Source organism: Methanobrevibacter filiformis, assembly GCF_001639265.1.
In the GTDB taxonomy this organism is placed as follows: Archaea; Methanobacteriota; Methanobacteria; order Methanobacteriales; family Methanobacteriaceae; genus Methanacia; species Methanacia filiformis.
The window spans coordinates 1-19,052 of the sequence record NZ_LWMT01000232.1 but is presented as its reverse complement, the minus strand read 5'-3'; the positions used below and the strand labels follow the sequence as shown (position 1 = coordinate 19,052).

Here is a 19,052-nt window from a genome sequence, read left to right as displayed (position 1 = left end):
AATAGATATTCAATGAAAAACATAGACAACAAATAAAAAAAACTACAAAAAATAATTTACAATCTAACCACAACTAAGAAAATTCACTGTCATCCATCAACTGAAAAATTAATTATTGCACAGCCAAATTAATAAAAAATTATATCATTAATATTAATAAAAAATTAAAATAAAATTATAAAAAATTAAAATAAAATTATAAAAAATTAAAATAAAATTATAAAAAATTAAAATAAATATTTAAAAATATAAATAAATTAAAATTCATAATTATGTATATAATAAATATATCATTATATTGTTTAAATTGAACATGCAAAATATTAATATTGACCAAATTACTTAAAATTAAAAGGTGAAAGTGTGACAGGTTTGTTAGAAGAATGGAGAAGAACCCATTATACAAAAAACATTAATGTAAACTTAGTAAATAAAGAAATCATTGTTATGGGATGGGTGCATGAAATTAGAGACCTTGGAGGAATAATATTCGTACTTATTCGTGACAGAGATGGTTTGATTCAAGTAACTGCACCAAGTAAAGAGATTGAAGCTGAATTATTAAGTCAAATAAGGAAACTGAAAAAAGAATCAGTTGTAGCTATTAAAGGAACCATTCAAGAATCATCTAGAGCACCTAATGGTGTTGAAATAATACCTAACACAATTAAAGTTTTAAATGAAGCAAGTCAACCCTTACCAATGGACCCTACAGACAAAGTTAGAGCTGAAATCGATACAAGACTTGATTCAAGATTCATTGATCTTAGAAGAGCTAATGTTAATTCTATTTTTAAAATAAAAAGTAAAATGCTCCATAGTACCAGAACATTCTTTGAAGAAAACGGATTCTTAGAAGTTAACACTCCTAAACTTGTGGCTTCAGCTACAGAAGGAGGAACAGAACTTTTCCCAATAACTTACTTTGAAAGAGAAGCCTTCCTTGGACAGAGCCCACAACTATACAAACAAATCATGATGTCTGGCGGATTTGATAAAGTTTATGAAATAGCTCAAATTTTTAGAGCAGAAGAGCATGACACCCTCCGTCATTTAAATGAAGCTATTTCTATTGATATGGAAGCTTCATTTATTGATGATATTGATGCAATGGACACACTTGAAAAATTAGTTAACAAGGTTATTGTAGATGTTACAGTAGATTGTAAAGATAGCTTAAAAACATTAGATAAAGAATTATTACTTTGTGAATGCCCATTTGAAAGATTGGACTATGATGATGCTATAGATATGATCAATTCAAAAGGTGTTGAAATTGAGTGGGGAGAAGATTTATCTAGAGCTGCAGAAAAAGCATTAGGTGGAATGATGGAAGGATACTACTTCTTAACTGGATGGCCAACAGAAATAAAACCATTCTATGTCATGCCAAATAAAAAACATCCTGAAAAAAGTCATGCTTTTGATTTGATGTATAAAGATATTGAAATATCTTCAGGAGCAATGAGAATCCACCAACATGAAATGCTTGTTGAAAAAATCACAGAAAAAGGATTAAACCCTGATTCATTTGATAGCTATTTAAAAGCATTTGATTACGGAATGCCTCCTCATTCAGGATGGGGACTTGGAGCAGATCGATTCACAATGAGCTTAACAGGTGTAAACAACATTAGAGAAACCGTTCTTTTCCCAAGAGACAGGAGAAGATTAACTCCTTAATTAATCGTGATTAGCTGTTTAAAATATAAACATATTCTTTTTTATTCTTTTTTACTTTTTATTCTTATTAATATTTTACACGTTTTACTACTATTTTATACTATTTTACACCGTTTATTAATATTTATTACTCATTTTAAATTGTTTTAAAATTGTTTATTCACTGTGTCATTTCATAATATCTCATAATAATAGCTATTTTGATCTATTTTGATCTATATTTTATATATTTGATAAAAAATAAATAATAGAAAAATTATTTATAAAATAAACACTTATTTTAATTTAATGAAAAAATATAAACATTACAAAATAGCTATTATTGGAGGAGGACCTGCTGGAATCATGGGAGCCATTAAAGCATCTTCAAATTTAAATCCTCATGAAGTTATTTTAATTGAAAAAAATGAGGATTTAGGTAAAAAATTGCTTTTAACTGGAGGAGGACGTTGTAATATTACAAATAATCAGCCAATCAAAGAACAATTAAATGAAATTTCCCACAAGAATTTCTTAAAACATTCATTTCATACTTTAACAAATGATAAATTAATAGCTATTTTTAAAAAAAAAGGATTAGATTTTAAAATTGAAAACAATAAAATATATCCAAAAACAGATGATTCAAACTCAATATTAAAAATTTTAAAAGAATATTTAAAAGAAAATAAAGTAGATATACTTTTAAATAACCCTGTGAACTATGTTGAAAAAGAAGAAGAAACTGAAACATTCAAAATCGGCACTAAATCAGGAATCATTACCTCTGAAAAAGTTATAATAGCTACAGGAGGCATAACTTATCCACAAACAGGATCGACTGGTGAAGGTCATAAAATAGCTATTGATTTTAATCATAAACTATCTAAAATACATCCAGGATTAATTCCTTTAAAATCTAATGAATCATGGTTATCTAAATTATCAGGAATTACATTAGAAGATGTTAAAATTACATTTAAAGCTAAAAAAAATAAAATCCATGAAAATAACTTAAACCAGATAACAATAAGAGGAAATGTTCTTATATCTCATTTTGGATTAACTGGACCAGGAATTATAGATTTAAGTAATGAAATTCTTAAAATAGTAGATTACAAAATAAATGTAATCGATGTAGTGTCTAATTGTTCAATTGATGAAAATAAAGACAAAGACCATTATAATGAAAATAACGATCAAATAAATAAAAAAGAAAATAATAAACATGTATTTAGTAATGCAGAAATATCATTAGATTTGATTCCAAATTATAGTGACAATGACTTAAAAAATAAATTAAATGAAGATTTTCAAAAACATGGGAAAAAACAAATCAAAAATTATATGAAATTATATCTTAAAAATAGAATGATTGAAGAATTCTTAAGAATAGCCAATGTTAATTGTGATAAAACATTGAATAATATGAATAAAAAAGATAAAAACAATTTAATAGCTAATTTAAAAAGTTTTAAAATAAAAATAACTGGAGTTATGCCCTACAAAACAGGAATGATTACCTGTGGAGGCATTGAAACTAAAGACATAAATCCAAAAACAATGGAGTCAAAAATAGTAAACAATCTATTTTTTACAGGAGAAGTATTAGAACATTATGGTCCAAGTGGAGGCTATAATCTCCAAATAGCTTTTTCAACAGGTTATCTAGGAGGCAAATCAGCTTCTGAAAATAACAATGAATAAAAACAAGAAATAATAATACAATATAAATAAAAACGAGAAATAATAATACAATATAAATAATACAAGACATATAATATAAAAAAACAGATAAAAATGATAAAAATAAAGAAATATTTTAGATGAATTATACAAATCTAACTAAATTATTAGAACTTATAGATTCAACTGATTTCTTATTTGGAATTATTCTAACAAATTTAACCAAATTTCTGTATTTAACTGGTATTTTAAAGTTTACTAGTACTTTAGTAGATCTTCCTGATTTTAATGCTTTAACTTTTACAGTTTTTGTGTATTTTTTAAGTTTAGAGTAAATTTTAACAAGACCTTTATTAGAATATTTAGCAGCATTATATTTTGGATCATTGTATGCTACTTGTAATTTAGAAGCCTTTGCAGATGCAGCACCTTTATTTTTTACAGTAAATAAAACACTTACTACATTTTTTTTACCATCAACATTTCTAACAAGCCCAGTCAAAGTCAAATCTGGTTTTGTAACAACTTTAACTTTTACAAATTCTTCAGAAGAACTTGACAAGCTAATTCCACCTTTTTGACCATTATATACAAGTTTAACAGTATACATACCATTTTTATTAAATTTATGTGATGTAGACACATAGTCTTTAGTTGGTTTTGTAAATACTTCCTTGGTGTTATCTCCAAAATTCCAAGTCATGTTAGTTATTGAGTCTGTCTTAACTCCGAAATTAATTTTTTCGCCTTTATTAACTTGTATATAGTATGAATTCTTAGTAGTAACTACTTTACAATCATATGCACTTTTTGAATTCTGTATAATTCCTGGCATATCTAATCCTCCCACAACTTCAGCAGAAACATTAGACATTACCATCAGCATAGTAATAAAAATTAAAAATATAATAAAAATCCTATTCAATTTCAATTTTTCATCCCCTATAATTTTTCCAATTGGAATAAATAAAAAAATAAACATAAAACAATTATAATTTCAAATAATATTTAATATTCAATTAATACATTAAAATATCAGATTTATTAATATTTCAATTAAAAACATATATGTATATATTAAACAATAATATTGAATAATAAATTACCAGGTTAGTTTAGTATATAACTATATAAAATATAACTTGATAACCTGAATTTATTATATGTTGTTCATCATATATAACTATTATCATTAGTGTAAAGGTTAAAAATTTTTATAAATACAAATGATAAATAAATATTGTGATTAGTATTATATAAATTTAACTATCCTAACTTTCCATATAAGGACATGAGACATATATTTAGAAAAATTTTTTAAACTCAAATAATCGTTACTAACTTATAGGAGTGAATACTTGACTGTTAAAACTTGTAAAATGTAGAAACATTATTGAATTAAATTTTCTGCTAGACCAACCAGTATTTTAGATATATTTGATGAATATAGCTATTAGATTATCCTTATCAATATTTTAAAGTTTGAATATAGGTTAATTCCATAACTCACTAGCAAACTAGCTATTAAAAATATTAAGAATATTAAAAATACAAAATTTAATAAAGGATAAACACACAAAGTTATCATGGTTGAAAAAATTCACTATAGCAATTTGATTATTAACAGTTTTAATAAATTTAGATAAGAATTTTATTAAAATACAATTTAAATAATAAGTAATTAATGATAAGACAATTAAATAAATCAAATTGCAGCATAAACTACATTAAAATTAATTAATATAGCGAACAACTACTATACTTAAAAAATAACTAAATATATACCATTTTTACAAAAGGAGAATATATATGACTTGTAATATTTTAGTCGGTGGCGCTTGGGGCGATGAAGGTAAAGGGAAATGTATTACCTATTTATGTAATAAAGATAATCCTAATATAATTGCTCGTGCAGGTGTTGGACCTAATGCAGGACATTCCGTGGAATTCAATGGTGAAAAATATGGATTAAGACTTACACCATCTGGTTTTTTTAATAAAGACGCGAAATTACTTATAGGAGCGGGGGTTTTAGTTGATAAAGATGTGTTCTTCCATGAATTAGAGTACTTAGACAAATATGACATCAAAAGTAGAGCATATATAGATTACAGATGTTCAATGATCGAAGAAGAACATAAACAAAGAGATAAAGCATCAGAGCACTTATTTAAAAAAATTGGAAGTACTGGAACTGGATGCGGTCCAGGTAATGCCGACAGAGTCATGCGAACTTCTAAAATGGCGAAAGATGTTCCAGAACTTGAAAAATATACAATGGATGTTCCTTTAGAAATTAACACAGCTCTTGATGATGGAAAAGACGTGTTTATTGAAGGATCCCAAGGTTTTGGATTATCCCTTTATTATGGAACTTATCCCTATGTAACAAGTAAAGACACCACAGCAAGTACTTTTGCTGCAGATGTTGGTGTTGGACCAACAAGAATAGATGATGTTATAGCTGTTTTTAAGTCATATATAACAAGAGTAGGAGAAGGTCCATTCTGCACAGAAATAGATCAAAAACAAGCAGAAGAATTAGGGCTTGAAGAATACGGAACAGTTACGGGGAGGAGGAGAAGAGTTGGTCTCTTTGACATGGATCTTGCTAAAGAATCTTGTATGATTAATGGAGCAACTCAAATAGCTTTAACATGTGTTGACAAATTATACTGTGATTGTGCAAGAACACAAGACTACTCCTCATTATCTGGAGAAACAAAACAGTTCATAGAAGACATAGAAACCGCAACAGGTGTCCCAGTAACAATAATATCAACAGGACCTGATTTAACAGACACAATTGATTTAAGAGATGAATTGTTATAAAATAAAAAAAAATATAATGTGAATACGTGAAAATTAAAAAGATTAAATATTATCTTTTTAATTAAAATATTAACCTTAAATTAAATAATAATTTTAAATATTAATTTTCACATTTATTTCATTAGTTTCAATTAATATTATAAAAGCATTTCTTATGCTTAAATTACTATTTTTTTAGAATACTTTTAGTCAAACTTAATTTATTAAGTTAGAAAATATTTGATTTCTTTTTTAAAAATCGCAGATAAAAATAGATAAAAATAGATAAAAATTAATAGCTTTATTAATATTAATAAATTAGCTATTAATCCATTATAATTCAAATTCCTTGTTTAAGATTAATTGTTTGAGTTTTGTAGTTATTTTTTTGGCTCTTTGACGATCAGATTGTCTGCAAGTAACTGGAATACTGTGTTTTTTATTTTCAATTTCTAAATCAACAACCCCTAATTTCATTTCATAAGTATTATTAGTTGTTAATACAGTACACAAACCACAACCAAAACAATTGTCCAGATTTATAGTTCCATTATCATTAATTGCATTTGTAGGGCAGCTTTCTTGAACTACTTTATTCTCTTCAAGGTTGAAATTTTCTTTTATAAATACTGGTCTTTCATCAGTATCTTTCCAGACATTCTCATAATTAATTTCAGTCAATGGAAGATGCCTACCATGAATATCTGCAACAGGAAGTTTAACATCTGGATCTAATAATAATAGCTTATTAAATACCTCTTCATTTAAAACAGGAATTGGAATAGCTACTGTATCATATATTTCAGGTCCTGCACCAGTTTTAAATCCTCCAATGTAATCTGCCTCCATATCTAATAAATCAGCAGTTAGCATTAAATTAGGTTTTACATCAGAACTTCTTGTTCCTGGTCCTAAAACTACTCCTTTGGAACCATTAAACAAAATTTTTGTTCCTTCACCTATAATATCCTTATTTGGATCGTTTTGTAAAGGATTATATTCTCCACATCCTGAAAATGAAAGTTGATTTAAAACTCCTTCCATCGGGATTGCATTAAAAATAGAATTAACTTTATCTCCAGTTGGATTGACAAAAGCGGTATAATTCTTAAAGGTCATTCTAACACCAATGATTTGACCTCTAGGAACATCATCAATAGTTATTTGAGTCTCAAATTTCTTACCTTCAATTGACTCAACTTCAACATCTACTTTTTCTCCATTTAAAAGATCTTTGAGTAAAAATCCTCCACCATAGCCATGATCTTTAACACTATGTTCAGTTCCATAGACAATTACATCAACAGAACCTAACTGCTCATTAGGACAAGGTCCTGGAAATGCTGGAACCCCATTAAGGAAAACATTTTTAGCTTTTTGGAATTCTCCAGGTCCAGTAATTCCAATATGCAAAATAGCTGCAGTTCCAGACATTATTCCACATGTTCCAGTGGTTACAACATCAACATCATCAAAAGATAATTCTTCACCATCAGAAATTGCTTTTTTAAATTCTTGAATAGTGAAAACATTAGCTTCCCCATTGTTGATTTTTTCTTTAATTTCATCTAAAGTTCTCTCTTGAATAAAAATCACCTAGTTTACATCATAGAATCGACAAAATAAATAATATAACAATACAACAGAAGTTAAATAATAAACAGTAGAATATTTACTATTTTATAAAATGGATCATTTAATCATTAAATATCATTTAATCATCCAAATATCATTAAACTTAAATTTCTTTAACTTATTATTAAAATTAATTTAATACTAAAATTATTACTAGTTTCAAATTATTATAATTATTAATAAAAGCATTTTTTATACCTAAAATGCTTATTTCATGAAACAGCTTTTGATCAAACTTTTATTTCATGATGAAATTTAGAGAAATCTCTAATTTATCGTTTTCAAAAGTTTGTTTCATATTAACTTAATTTTAAAAGGAATTATATTAATAAATATTATCCTCCATAAATAATTTGTATTAACTGTATTTCATCGCCTTGTTGGATTAATTCATCTATTTCTACTAATTCTTTGTTCTTTTTTACAACTAATGTTTCAGATGATGCTTCAATTTCATCAAGCAAATCTTTTATAGTTGTATTATCTACAAAGGGTTTTTCTTCTTTTTTATTTTCAAAAATTAACGTATAAGTCATTTCAACCACTATTATAACATCAATTAAAATGTTTCAACACTAAATGATTTTAAATCAAGTAAATTGTATTTTAAAACTTCTGGAGCATATGTTACTACACCAATTCCAGTAATATATTTATATGTTTCAAATGCTTCTAAATTACCTATTATATTAGGAACAGGTCCAATAACTGGAGGAACTTGTTTATTTAATGATTTAACATCGGTTTTAACCTCATCAGTTAATTCTTTCCCAAGAGATGGAAGTCTGAATAGCTCTTCATAACTAGGAGTATCTTTAGTAAAAACAGTAACTTGACCAAGAGTTCCATGAATAGCTCCATGAACATAAGGAATTTCTAGTTCTTTTGCAGTCCTACTTACAATAACACGAGTAACTAAATTATCTAAAGCATCAACAACTACATCAGCGTCTCCAATTATTTTCTTAACATTATTTTCATTAAGTTCTTCATTAAAAGCATTAACTTTTACATAAGGATTAATAGTTCTAACTCTTTCTTTTGCTGAATAAACTTTTGTCTTTCCTAGAGTATCTAAAGTAGCTATTAATTGCCTATTAAGATTAGATAAATCATAAGCATCTTTATCAACCAAATTAAGACTTCCAACACCCATACGAGCTAACATTTCAATTAAAGATCCACCGATTCCTCCAGAGCCTATAACTGCAACTTTAGCATTTTTAAATTTTTCCTGCTCACTTTTATTAACAATACTCATCTGTCTACTGATTATTTCCCAATAACCATTCCCAATAAATCTTGTTGGCATTAAATCACCTTTTTATTTGTAATTGTGTTATATAATATCATTTATTAAGAAAATAATGAATATATAATAAAATATATATAACACCATTTATAATAAATAATATAACTATTGTTATATTTAACTGAATATATAAAGTTTTATAATTAAGAATTTTTACTAAGTAGATTAATTAAAGTAATCAATAATATAAAATATAAAATATAATATAAAATTCAATTATAGTTTGTGGAAAATTTTTCATTAAAATAAAATAGTTTTGCAACTTAAATATAGTAAAAGATTTATATAATATATATGAATCAATACAAAGAAACTAACTGAAAATTACAGTACACATTATTTATAATAAACTAGGAATAATAAATTAGGAATTACATGGTTATGAAAAATTGAACTGATGAATATGGCTGAGCGTGCTAAAACTTTGACTACTGAAAATGAATTATTATTAAAATCATGCTCCATAATAACTTCAAATCATAACCATTTGTCAAATATCTTACTTTAGCCCTTTTTTAACTTATTGTTATGTAACTTAGTTTACGGTTGGTTTTTTAAGCTTGTTATTTTCTTAAAAACATGTTTATTGGTCAAAATGTGCTAATAAGTAGTATGCATTTTATAATAAAATGTAATACTAATTTTCTCGAGAGGCAAAATTTTGACTGAAACCTCACCAACAATAATTATTCCATCAGTTCGATTTTTCAAATCCATGAATTACTAGGTCATATGAGTAAATATGATATTTATAAATAGTTAATTAATGTTAATTAATATTAATAATAAATTTAATAAATCAATGAACAATATCACTACCTTTAAAGAGATGAATAAATAATGAAGGTTATTAATTTAGACGAAACTCGTGAAAAGCTTTCAAACAAAGTTTTAAATAATATTAAAGCATCACATGACTTAGGATTACTTCGTTGTGTTCAATGTGGGATGTGTACTTCAGTATGCCCTGGTGCTAAGCATTCTAATTACAATCCAAGATATATGGTAGAAAAAGTTCTTGAAAATGATGAAAAGATTATTGAAAATAAAGATATTTGGAATTGCTTCTATTGCTATACTTGCCATAGTGTATGTGCAGTAGGAAACAGTCCCTGTGAAGTTAATCAGATACTTAGACAAATAGCTATTGATAATGGTAAAGAAGATGAAAAATTAAAATACTTTGCAAGCTATGGTGAAACTTTTTTAGATATTGGAATAGGTGGAATGCCTAAATCTTTTTTTATGACATTACATGAAGATATTGAAGGATGGTTAGATTTCAAAGCAGAACTCGAAGAAATTAGGAAAGAATTATCCTTAGGACCTATACAAATGCCACAAGAATCAATAGAAGAAGTTAGAAAACTACTTAATAAAATGAATTTTGATAAGAGAGTTAAAAGATTAAAAAAAGAAGAAAAAGAATAAATAAAATAGTAAAACCAATTACTAAAAATAATACTAAAAATAATAATATCCACAGCAAATTTAATAAATAAGAGTAATTAATAAAAATAATAATATTTATTAATAAATTATATCAATTTAAAATATCCAAACACAGATATTAACTAACACTTTAAAATTAAAATAATTAAAATATATTTGATAGATTAAACACTATTTATAAATCAAACTGTTGAAAAAACTCCAATTAACAAAACTGATTAAAATAGAGATTAATGAAGGAAAAAATATGAAACCTATTCCAGATAAAAATATTCTATTATTTAAAAGCTGTTTAATAAGTACAGAATATCCAGGAGTAGAATCTTCAACTAAATATGTTTTTGATAAATTAGGCATTGAATACACAATTGATCATGACCAATCATGCTGTACAGGATTAGGACATTATAGTGATGTTTTTGATCAAGAGTCCACAACCTTAATAGCTGCCCGTAATTTTGATATAGCTATTAAAAATAATCATCCTAACATTGTTACAATGTGTGCAACATGTTATGCAATAAACAAAAAAGCTGCAAAGCTTTTAAATAATAATGAAAAGATCAGAGAAGAAATAAACACTGTTTTTAAAGAATGTTATGTAGATAGAAAATACGAAGTTGACTCTATTGACCCAACAGAAAATATATTTCATGTTGTTGAGATTATTTACAATAAAAAAGACAAGCTAAAAGATTTGATAAAAATAGAATTATCAGATGATTTGAAAATAGCTACACATCATGCATGCCATTACTGTAAGGTTTTTTATAATGATACAATTGGAGGAGTTAGAGATCCAAATATTTTAGATAAACTTGTTGAATCTTGTAATCTTAAAACAGTTGGATGGTTTAATGAAAAAAGAACAACCTGTGGAGCAGGATTTAGGCAAAGATTTGTAAATAAAGATCTTTCAATGAAAGTAAGTTCTGAAAAATTAATATCACTTAAAGATGTAGATATTCTTATTCACATGTGCCCTAATTGCCATATGCAGTTTGATAGATACCAACCATATATTGCTAAAAAAACAGATAACACATTTAAAACTATGCACATCAATATAATGCAACTAATAGCTATGATGATGGGTGCAGATATCGAAAAAGTTGTAGGATTGCAAACTCACACAATTCCAGTAAATATTAAAGCTATCAAAAATGAAGATAAGTGGAAGAAAATAAATAAAGCAAAAGAAAAATTAGAAAGGAAAAAAGATAAAAAACTATAAATATCAAATTAAATTAGTTTAAAAGGTTTTTTCATGATAAATAAAAAAACAAGCAATAAAGATGATTCAAAATTAAAAATAGGAGTTTTTATCTGTAGATGTGGTGGAAATATATCTGACACTGTAGACATCGAAAAGGTAAAAAGTAATATAGATGCAGAAGTTGTAGAGGAATTTGAAAATCTTTGTTCAATTAATGGTAAAAAGAATATAAGAGACAATATACTTAATAACAAGTTAGATCGTGTTGTTATAGCTTCTTGTTCACCTATTTCTCATGAAAAAATATTTCAAGATTATGTTAAACCATTAAATCCTTACTTAATGGATATGGCAAATTTAAGAGAACAGTGCTCATGGGTTCATGATAAAGATAAAAGTACTGCTAAAGCTATTACACTTATTAATGCATCAATTGAGAAAGTTAAAAAATCACATCCTGTAAACCCTATTGTATGTCAAATTCCTGAAAGTGTTGCCATAATTGGAGGAGGAATTTCTGGAATAAGTGCTGCGCTTTCAATAGCTAAAACTGATGTTAAAACATACATTATCGAAGAAAAAGCTACTATTGGCGGAAATATGGTGAAAATAGGTAAGGTTTTCTCACCAGTGAAAATAGCTGAAGAGTGTAGTTTATGTTTACTTAATCCACTTATTAATGAAACAGTATGGGAAGATAATATCGAAATATTAACTAAAACAAAAGTTATAAGTGGAAGTAGAAAGTCTGGAACATTTAGCTTACTTCTTGAGAAAAGTCCAAGATATATTGATGATGCATTATGTATTGCCTGTGGTAAATGTAATGAAGTTTGTCCTGTTAAAGTTTTAGATGACTTTAATGAAAATATGTCATACAGAAAAGCTATTTACAAGCCATTTTCTCAAAGTTATCCTGATGCATACACTATTGACATGGAAAACTGTAAAAAGTGTGGTAACTGTGTTAAAATATGTAAAATGAATGCAATTAACTTAGAAGAAGAGAAAGAGCTTATACCTCTTAATGTAGGTTCAGTTATTTTAGCTACAGGTCATAAATTATTCAATCCCAAAGCTAGACCAGAGTATGGTTATGAACGATATGATGAGGTTATTACACAAAACGAACTTGCAAGGATTATGGGAGTTAATGGACCAACTAAGGGGGAGTTGAAAATTCCAGGGTCAAAAAAAGCTCCAAAAAGAATTGTAATGGTTCAATGTGTAGGTTCTCGTGATGAGAAACCTAATGCCCACAAGTACTGTTCTAAAGTATGTTGTATGGTTGCTTTAAAAAATGCTAATATTATTAAACATAAATATCCTGATACCGATGTTATAATCTGTTATACTGATATGAGAACAACAGGAATGTATGAAAAATACTATAAACACTGCCAAGATAATGGAATTAGACTTATAAGAGGAAGACCTGGAGAAATCATTAAAAATCAAGAAGATAATCTTGTTGTTAAAGTAGAAGACACCCTTACAAGAGAATTTGTTGAAATTGAAACAGACATGGTTGTTTTATCATTAGCTATTGAATCTTCAGATGGAACAAGAGAAATAGCTAAACAATTAGATATTGGATTAACTGAAGATTTCTTTGTAAAAGAAGCCCATCCAAAAATAAAGCCAGTTGCAACAGATGTTAAAGGAGCATTTGTATGCGGAACAGCCCAAGGACCAAAAGATATTACAGAAAGTATTATGCAGGCAAATGCATCAGCAGCAAAAGTATTTGAATTAATACATAAAGGTATTGAAATTGAACCATTTATTGCTGAAATTGACTATGAACTATGTAATAATTGTAAAGAATGTATAAGCAGATGTAAACACAAATCAATATACATTGAAGATAAAGAAATATTTATAGATCCAATGTCATGTTCTGGTTGTGGAGAATGCTTAAGTGTGTGCAAACAATCAGCTATTACAATACAAGGAAATATTAATGAAAAGATTTATGCTACAATCAAAGGCATGCTAAAAAACAAACAGAAAGGTGAAAAGAAAATCATTGTTTTCCTTGATCAAATAGGATATACTGCTGCAGATAATATTGGAATAAACAGACTGCAGTACCCAGAATCTATTCACATCATCAAAGTTCACTCAGTAAACAGAGTAACTCCAGATCATATTATCTATGCACTTAAAAATGGAGCAGAGGGAGTATTCATAGGAGAATATCCTGGAGATTTAATGTATGATAAAGTAGAGAAAAAAATAAATAAACTTAAAAAGTATGCAGAAAAACAAGGAATCAACCCAGATAGAATCCAATTTTCAAAAGTATATATTCCTTATTTCACAGGTCTTGCTCAAAAATTCAAAATATTTGATGAAAAAATTAATTCAATATCAAATTAATAATAAAAGACAAGCTAATTGTCATATTCAAATTAATAGAAGATTTAAATGTATAACAAAAAAATAGAAATTGATGAAACCATAATGAAAATAACAAGTGATACAAATCCAGATTTTCTTGAAAATTATGTGTCTAATGAAAGAGACCTGTTAAAAGATTATTGTAGAAATAATAATGAGTTTCTTGAATCACACAGCCCAATAAAGTTTGAAAAAGGACCAAAAATAGCTAAAATAATGGATGATGCAAGTAAAATAGCCAATATTGGACCAATGGGTGCTGTTGCAGGAACGTTTTCAGAGATTACACTTAATCAATTAATTGAAAAAGGTTCTAGCTATTCAATTGTTAATAATGGTGGAGACATAGCCTTTATAAACAAAGATAAAGATAAGTCAGTGATTTGTGGAATATATGCTGGAAACTCAAATATTTCAGGAAAAATTGCTTTTAAATTTAAATCTTCAAAAAAATCCTATGGATTATGTACATCTTCTGGAACAGTTGGATATTCTTTTAGTTATGGAAGAGCAGATGCAGTTTCAATTATTGCAGAAAGAGCAAGCATTGCAGACACTCTTGCAACATCAATAGCAAATGCCGTGAAAGGACCTGATGACAGCAATGCAGTTGAAAAAGGACTGGAAAAAGCCGAAAACTATAAAGAACATTTTATAGGAGGTATTATAATAGTGAATGATTCCATAGGAACCATAGGAAAACCACCAGAAATAATAGCTATTGAAAAAGGAGACCTTGATGAATATTATCAGGATACTATTAGTTAGTTGAACTGAAAACTGTTTAAATTCAATAATTATTATTTAATTGTTAATAAATCCTACCTAATTATTTATTAGACATGTTATTATATAGAAAACTGCAAAAATGTAAAATTAGGAGAAGAAAAATGTGAAATTATTATGGACCAATCACCAAAATTTTTATTTGAAGTTAAAAAACTAGTAAAATTAAGAAACAGTAATCCTACTTATAAATGTTACTTCTTTTACCTATTTGTAAAATTAGAATTCTTTTAGGATCCATTGAAAAGAGAATATCAAATATTATTCTATAATCTCCTTTTCTTTTTCTTCTGTATCCTTTAAAGCTATGTTTAAGAAGTTTAGAATTGTAAGGATCCTCTTTAATTTCATGTACTCCTTCCCATATCATTTCGAAAGATTTAATATCTTTTTTAGCCTTTTTTAGCTAATTTTTTAAGATATTTGTCTACTTCTGGAACAATACGAATTTTATACTCTGTATCTTTTTTCAAGTGTTTCAAAATCTCCTTCAATGTAATTACCATTTTTAGCTTCTTGAGATAACCTATCAAGCTCTTTAAATACTTCACAATCTTCTTGTTTAGCAAATTCAACAGCTTCTAATAGAATATCATTTACTAATTGATTTTCATTAGTATTCCTGTCTTTAGCTATTTCAATTATATCTTTAAGAATATTTTCTTTGATTGTTATAGTAGGCAATGTTTTTCACATCCAAATTTAATATATTATACAAATATTATATGAATTTATAAATATTTATGTTCTTTGGTGATAATATTAAATAAAATTGCAAACTAAATATTATTTGGCAGTATTTATTTATTTCTATGCTAAAATGGAAGTATTATAAATTATAAAGAATATCCTATCTTACAATATGTTTGGTAATAATTTTAGATAAATACTCAGCATATATAATACAAGGAAAAAATGGAGGTACAATAGAGTACAATAGAAATTTTATATTTATTACTAAATAGGAACATATAATCAATATTTACTGATCTGTACAAGTAAAAGTAAACCAAACCAAAATTAATCATTAAAATTGATTATTCCTCCAAAAAGGATACGGTGTGAATTTAATATTATACTTTCCCAATTTTTAAAGAAAATAAGAAAAATTAACAAAAAATAAAAGACTAGTAAAACTAAGAGATTAAGAGATATTATTCTCCCAAAATTAATGTCTGGGGAAGTTGATGTTTCTAAAGTTGAATTATGAAAATTTTAAGATATATGAAATAATGATCGTGTAAATATTTTATACAATAAAATTATTATGAAAAACAAAGCGATTACTGTATAAACATTTTATACAATAAAATTATTATGAAAAATAATTAATTTAAATTAATTTAATTAAACTAGTCATAAAATAAATAAAAGGAAGAAAATAAATGTTAGATAGTACAGAATCCATTTATAAAGGGATTAAAAATGCTGGAATTAATTTTATCGTAAGCGTTCCCTGTGTTAACTTAAAAAAACTTCTTGAAAAAATAAATAATGACTCTGAGATTACTCATGTTCCTGTGACTCGTGAAGAAGAAGGTTTAGGGATATGTGCTGGAGCATATCTTGCTGGTAAAAAAATAGCTATATTAATGCAGAATTCAGGACTTGGAAACTCAATTAATGCTTTAACATCATTATATGAATTATATTCATTTCCACTTATCATGATAATTAGTCACAGAGGAACAAAAGGAGAACCAATCATTGGACAAGTTCCTATGGGTAAAGCAACCCCTAATTTATTTGAAGGATTAGGTATAGATTATAAAAGGATAGAAAAGATTGAAAAAGCTGAAAAAGCTGTAAGTGAATCTTGGAAGAAGTCAGAAAGTCTTAAAAAGCCAATTGCTCTACTATTTGATATAAATTACTGGTAAAAATATTAGGAAGTATTAATTATGGAAAGGTACGATGCTATAAAAGAAATTGCAAAAAATTTAACAGATGAACTTGTAATAGCTAATATTGGATTTCCATCACGAGAATTATATGAAATTAAAGATAGAGCAGAAAATTTCTACATGTTAGGTTCAATGGGACTTGCCTCCTCAATTGGACTTGGACTTGGACTTTCCCAAGATAAGAAAGTAATTGTTCTTGATGGTGATGGATCAATATTGATGAATTTAGGTTCACTTGTTACAATATTTAACCAAAATCCATCAAATTTTATTTTAATAGCTTTAGATAATTCTGCTTATGGATCAACTGGAAATCAAGAAACATACTGTAAAAACACAGATTTACTTAAAATAGCTAAATCAATAGGATTTAAAAAAGCATTTAATTTTAAAGATATTGATTTTAAAGAAATATTATCAGAAGATATTGAAGAACCTATTTTTATACATTTTAAAATAAATCCTGGAAATGCAGATGTAGGTATAATCGATTTAACACCTGATAAAATAAAAAATCGTTTTAAAGAAATTGTTAATAAGTAATTAAATAGTGATGATATGTAAACCATTTCAAAATTAAAATAATTATTTAATAATTATTTAATAGCTAGTTTTTTAATTATTTAGATTAAATACATCACTTAATAACTATAACAATAGTTATATATTATTAATATAATATAATTAACATGATTAATTAAAAATAATCAATTGAATATTAAGTAGTACTATTGAAATTTTTATAAGAATTTTATTAGAATTAAAATATAATATAAAATTATAAATAATTAATTTAAAAGTGATTTATATGGATAAAAAAATTATTGCGATAATTGCATTAATAGTTATTATAATTGTAGGAGCAGGAGCTTACTTCTCTCTTGGAGGATCCAACTCTTCTTCTAATGTTGTTAGTATTGGATACATGCCTTCTGATCATCATGCAGCATTACTTATAGCTAATGCAACCAATCAATTTGAAGATAAAGGAATTAAAGTAAATCTTGTCCAATTTAACAATGGTGGAGATTTAATGGCAGCTATGGCAAGTGGAGATCTTGATGTAGGTTATGTAGGAATAACTCCAGCATTGTCTTCAATAGCTAAAGGAGTTCCTGTAAAAGTAATTTCATCAGTTCAAAATGAAGGAAGTGGAATTGTTGTTTCTAACGAATCTAAAATTTCTGATATTGCAGGATTAAAAGGAAAACAAGTAGCAACTCCAGGTGCAAGTTCTATACAGTACATGCTTCTTTTATATGCTCTTGAAAAAAATGGTTTGAAAAAAGAAGATCTTTCAATTTCTGATATGAAAGTTGCATCTATGGTAGATGCTTTAAAAACCAAAAAGATTGATGGTATTGTTTCCTATGAACCTTATGTAACTCAACCTGTTGAAACTGGAATTGGAAAAGAAATTGCATCATCTGAAGATATCCTCCCAGGACACCCATGTTGTGTAATAGTTGCAAGAGAAGATTTCATTAAAAACAATGAAAACCAAACCAAAGCTATTTTAGATATACATGAAAATGCAACAAAATACATTAAAGAAAACCCTGAAGAAGCTGTAAAACTCTTACCTTCAGACTTATTCAAAGAAAACATTGAAAAGAATGCTATTAAAAACATTAAATTCACTTCAGGCATAGATGATTCCTATGTTAATAAAGTGTTAGACTTTATGAATATTGAAATTGACATGGGATTACTCAAAAAACCATTAACTCAAGCACAAATATTCCAAAAAGTTTAAATTTGAAAAATAGATATTGAAATTGATTATAGCTATTGAATTATAAATTTAATAGCTATTTATTTTTATTTTACAATTTGTTAATATATCAAGACATTATCTACTTAATTATTACTTTTAATACCTTTTAATACTATTTTTATTTATTTTTATGCCACTGTAATTTAGGAGTGGTTTTCATTTCAAAAATTATTTTTAAATGGAAAAAGTGCCATATCATATACATATCCTGATTTTTTTAAGAATGGTTTTGATTTTTTCCATTGAAAATCCCATGAGGATTCGCATTTAATGTTTCTTTATTTGTTCTATTTTATTGATTTTTTCTTTATTTTTTGTGTTTTTATGTGAGTTTTTTTTAATATTTTGTTGGTTTTGTTGAATTGTTTTTAGTTGTTCTTATTGTTTTTGGTTTGTTTAATTTTATGT

Annotated in this window: 16 protein-coding genes; 10 read left to right on the top strand and 6 right to left on the bottom strand. The window is 26.5% G+C overall.

All coding sequences use genetic code 11. The annotated features are described in order from the left end of the window. The first annotated feature begins 363 nt into the window (after positions 1-363). Positions 364-1,683: an aspartate--tRNA(Asn) ligase gene (gene aspS / locus MBFIL_RS06230; protein ID WP_066972601.1), complete on the top strand. Its 1,320-nt coding sequence runs from the start codon at positions 364-366 to the stop codon at positions 1,681-1,683. Positions 1,684-1,971: 288 nt separating this feature from the next. After that, complete coding sequence (locus tag MBFIL_RS06225; RefSeq protein ID WP_066972596.1) at positions 1,972-3,369, top strand: BaiN/RdsA family NAD(P)/FAD-dependent oxidoreductase; 1,398 nt, start codon at positions 1,972-1,974, stop codon at positions 3,367-3,369. A 124-nt stretch (positions 3,370-3,493) separates the two neighbouring features. Here MBFIL_RS06225 and MBFIL_RS06220 read toward each other — a convergent pair whose 3' ends face one another. After that, positions 3,494-4,222 carry a PKD domain-containing protein gene (locus MBFIL_RS06220; RefSeq protein WP_066972589.1) on the bottom strand — a complete coding sequence of 243 codons (729 nt, stop codon included), beginning with the start codon at positions 4,220-4,222 and terminating at the stop codon, positions 3,494-3,496. 935 nt (positions 4,223-5,157) lie between these two features. Between MBFIL_RS06220 and MBFIL_RS06215 the strand changes: the two genes are divergently transcribed. Next, positions 5,158-6,180 (top strand): adenylosuccinate synthetase, encoded by a 1,023-nt coding sequence (locus MBFIL_RS06215; RefSeq protein WP_066972587.1) that lies wholly within the window; start codon positions 5,158-5,160, stop codon positions 6,178-6,180. A 312-nt stretch (positions 6,181-6,492) separates the two neighbouring features. On the opposite strand, the gene MBFIL_RS06210 is transcribed toward MBFIL_RS06215, so the two are convergent. From MBFIL_RS06210 to MBFIL_RS06200, 3 genes are all read right to left on the bottom strand, one after another. Then, positions 6,493-7,746, bottom strand: coding sequence for a methanogenesis marker 16 metalloprotein (locus tag MBFIL_RS06210; protein WP_066972605.1), 1,254 nt, complete (start codon positions 7,744-7,746; stop codon positions 6,493-6,495). A gap of 383 nt (positions 7,747-8,129) precedes the next feature. After that, positions 8,130-8,330 carry a MoaD/ThiS family protein gene (locus MBFIL_RS06205; protein WP_066972585.1) on the bottom strand — a complete coding sequence of 67 codons (201 nt, stop codon included), beginning with the start codon at positions 8,328-8,330 and terminating at the stop codon, positions 8,130-8,132. A gap of 23 nt (positions 8,331-8,353) precedes the next feature. Continuing rightward, positions 8,354-9,106: a HesA/MoeB/ThiF family protein gene (locus tag MBFIL_RS06200; RefSeq protein ID WP_066972580.1), complete on the bottom strand. Its 753-nt coding sequence runs from the start codon at positions 9,104-9,106 to the stop codon at positions 8,354-8,356. An 840-nt stretch (positions 9,107-9,946) separates the two neighbouring features. Between MBFIL_RS06200 and hdrC the strand changes: the two genes are divergently transcribed. From hdrC to MBFIL_RS06180, 4 genes are all read left to right on the top strand, one after another. Beyond that, on the top strand, positions 9,947-10,537 hold the full coding sequence (gene hdrC / locus MBFIL_RS06195; RefSeq protein ID WP_066972577.1) for a ferredoxin:CoB-CoM heterodisulfide reductase subunit HdrC: 591 nt from the start codon (positions 9,947-9,949) through the stop codon (positions 10,535-10,537). A 268-nt stretch (positions 10,538-10,805) separates the two neighbouring features. Beyond that, entirely contained in the window at positions 10,806-11,792 is a 987-nt protein-coding gene (gene hdrB, locus MBFIL_RS06190) for a ferredoxin:CoB-CoM heterodisulfide reductase subunit HdrB (RefSeq protein WP_066972575.1), read from the top strand. Positions 11,793-11,825: 33 nt separating this feature from the next. After that, positions 11,826-14,156 (top strand): ferredoxin:CoB-CoM heterodisulfide reductase subunit HdrA, encoded by a 2,331-nt coding sequence (gene hdrA / locus MBFIL_RS06185; RefSeq protein WP_084266326.1) that lies wholly within the window; start codon positions 11,826-11,828, stop codon positions 14,154-14,156. A 48-nt stretch (positions 14,157-14,204) separates the two neighbouring features. Further along, on the top strand, positions 14,205-14,945 hold the full coding sequence (locus tag MBFIL_RS06180) for a UPF0280 family protein (protein WP_066972573.1): 741 nt from the start codon (positions 14,205-14,207) through the stop codon (positions 14,943-14,945). A gap of 199 nt (positions 14,946-15,144) precedes the next feature. Here MBFIL_RS06180 and MBFIL_RS06175 read toward each other — a convergent pair whose 3' ends face one another. Together MBFIL_RS06175 and MBFIL_RS06170 are read right to left on the bottom strand one after the other, a co-directional pair. Continuing rightward, positions 15,145-15,333: a type II toxin-antitoxin system RelE family toxin gene (locus MBFIL_RS06175; protein WP_066972569.1), complete on the bottom strand. Its 189-nt coding sequence runs from the start codon at positions 15,331-15,333 to the stop codon at positions 15,145-15,147. Positions 15,334-15,413: 80 nt separating this feature from the next. Beyond that, positions 15,414-15,647, bottom strand: a complete 234-nt coding sequence (locus MBFIL_RS06170) for a hypothetical protein (protein WP_066972562.1) — start codon at positions 15,645-15,647, stop codon at positions 15,414-15,416. Positions 15,648-16,348: 701 nt separating this feature from the next. Between MBFIL_RS06170 and comD the strand changes: the two genes are divergently transcribed. The 3 genes from comD to MBFIL_RS06155 all read left to right on the top strand — a co-directional run bounded on the left by comD (position 16,349) and on the right by MBFIL_RS06155 (position 18,623). After that, positions 16,349-16,843 carry a sulfopyruvate decarboxylase subunit alpha gene (gene comD / locus MBFIL_RS06165; RefSeq protein WP_066972560.1) on the top strand — a complete coding sequence of 165 codons (495 nt, stop codon included), beginning with the start codon at positions 16,349-16,351 and terminating at the stop codon, positions 16,841-16,843. A 21-nt stretch (positions 16,844-16,864) separates the two neighbouring features. Beyond that, positions 16,865-17,410: a sulfopyruvate decarboxylase subunit beta gene (gene comE, locus MBFIL_RS06160; protein WP_066972559.1), complete on the top strand. Its 546-nt coding sequence runs from the start codon at positions 16,865-16,867 to the stop codon at positions 17,408-17,410. Between the two features lie 265 nt (positions 17,411-17,675). Further along, entirely contained in the window at positions 17,676-18,623 is a 948-nt protein-coding gene (locus MBFIL_RS06155) for an ABC transporter substrate-binding protein (protein WP_066972558.1), read from the top strand. Positions 18,624-19,052 lie beyond the last annotated feature (429 nt).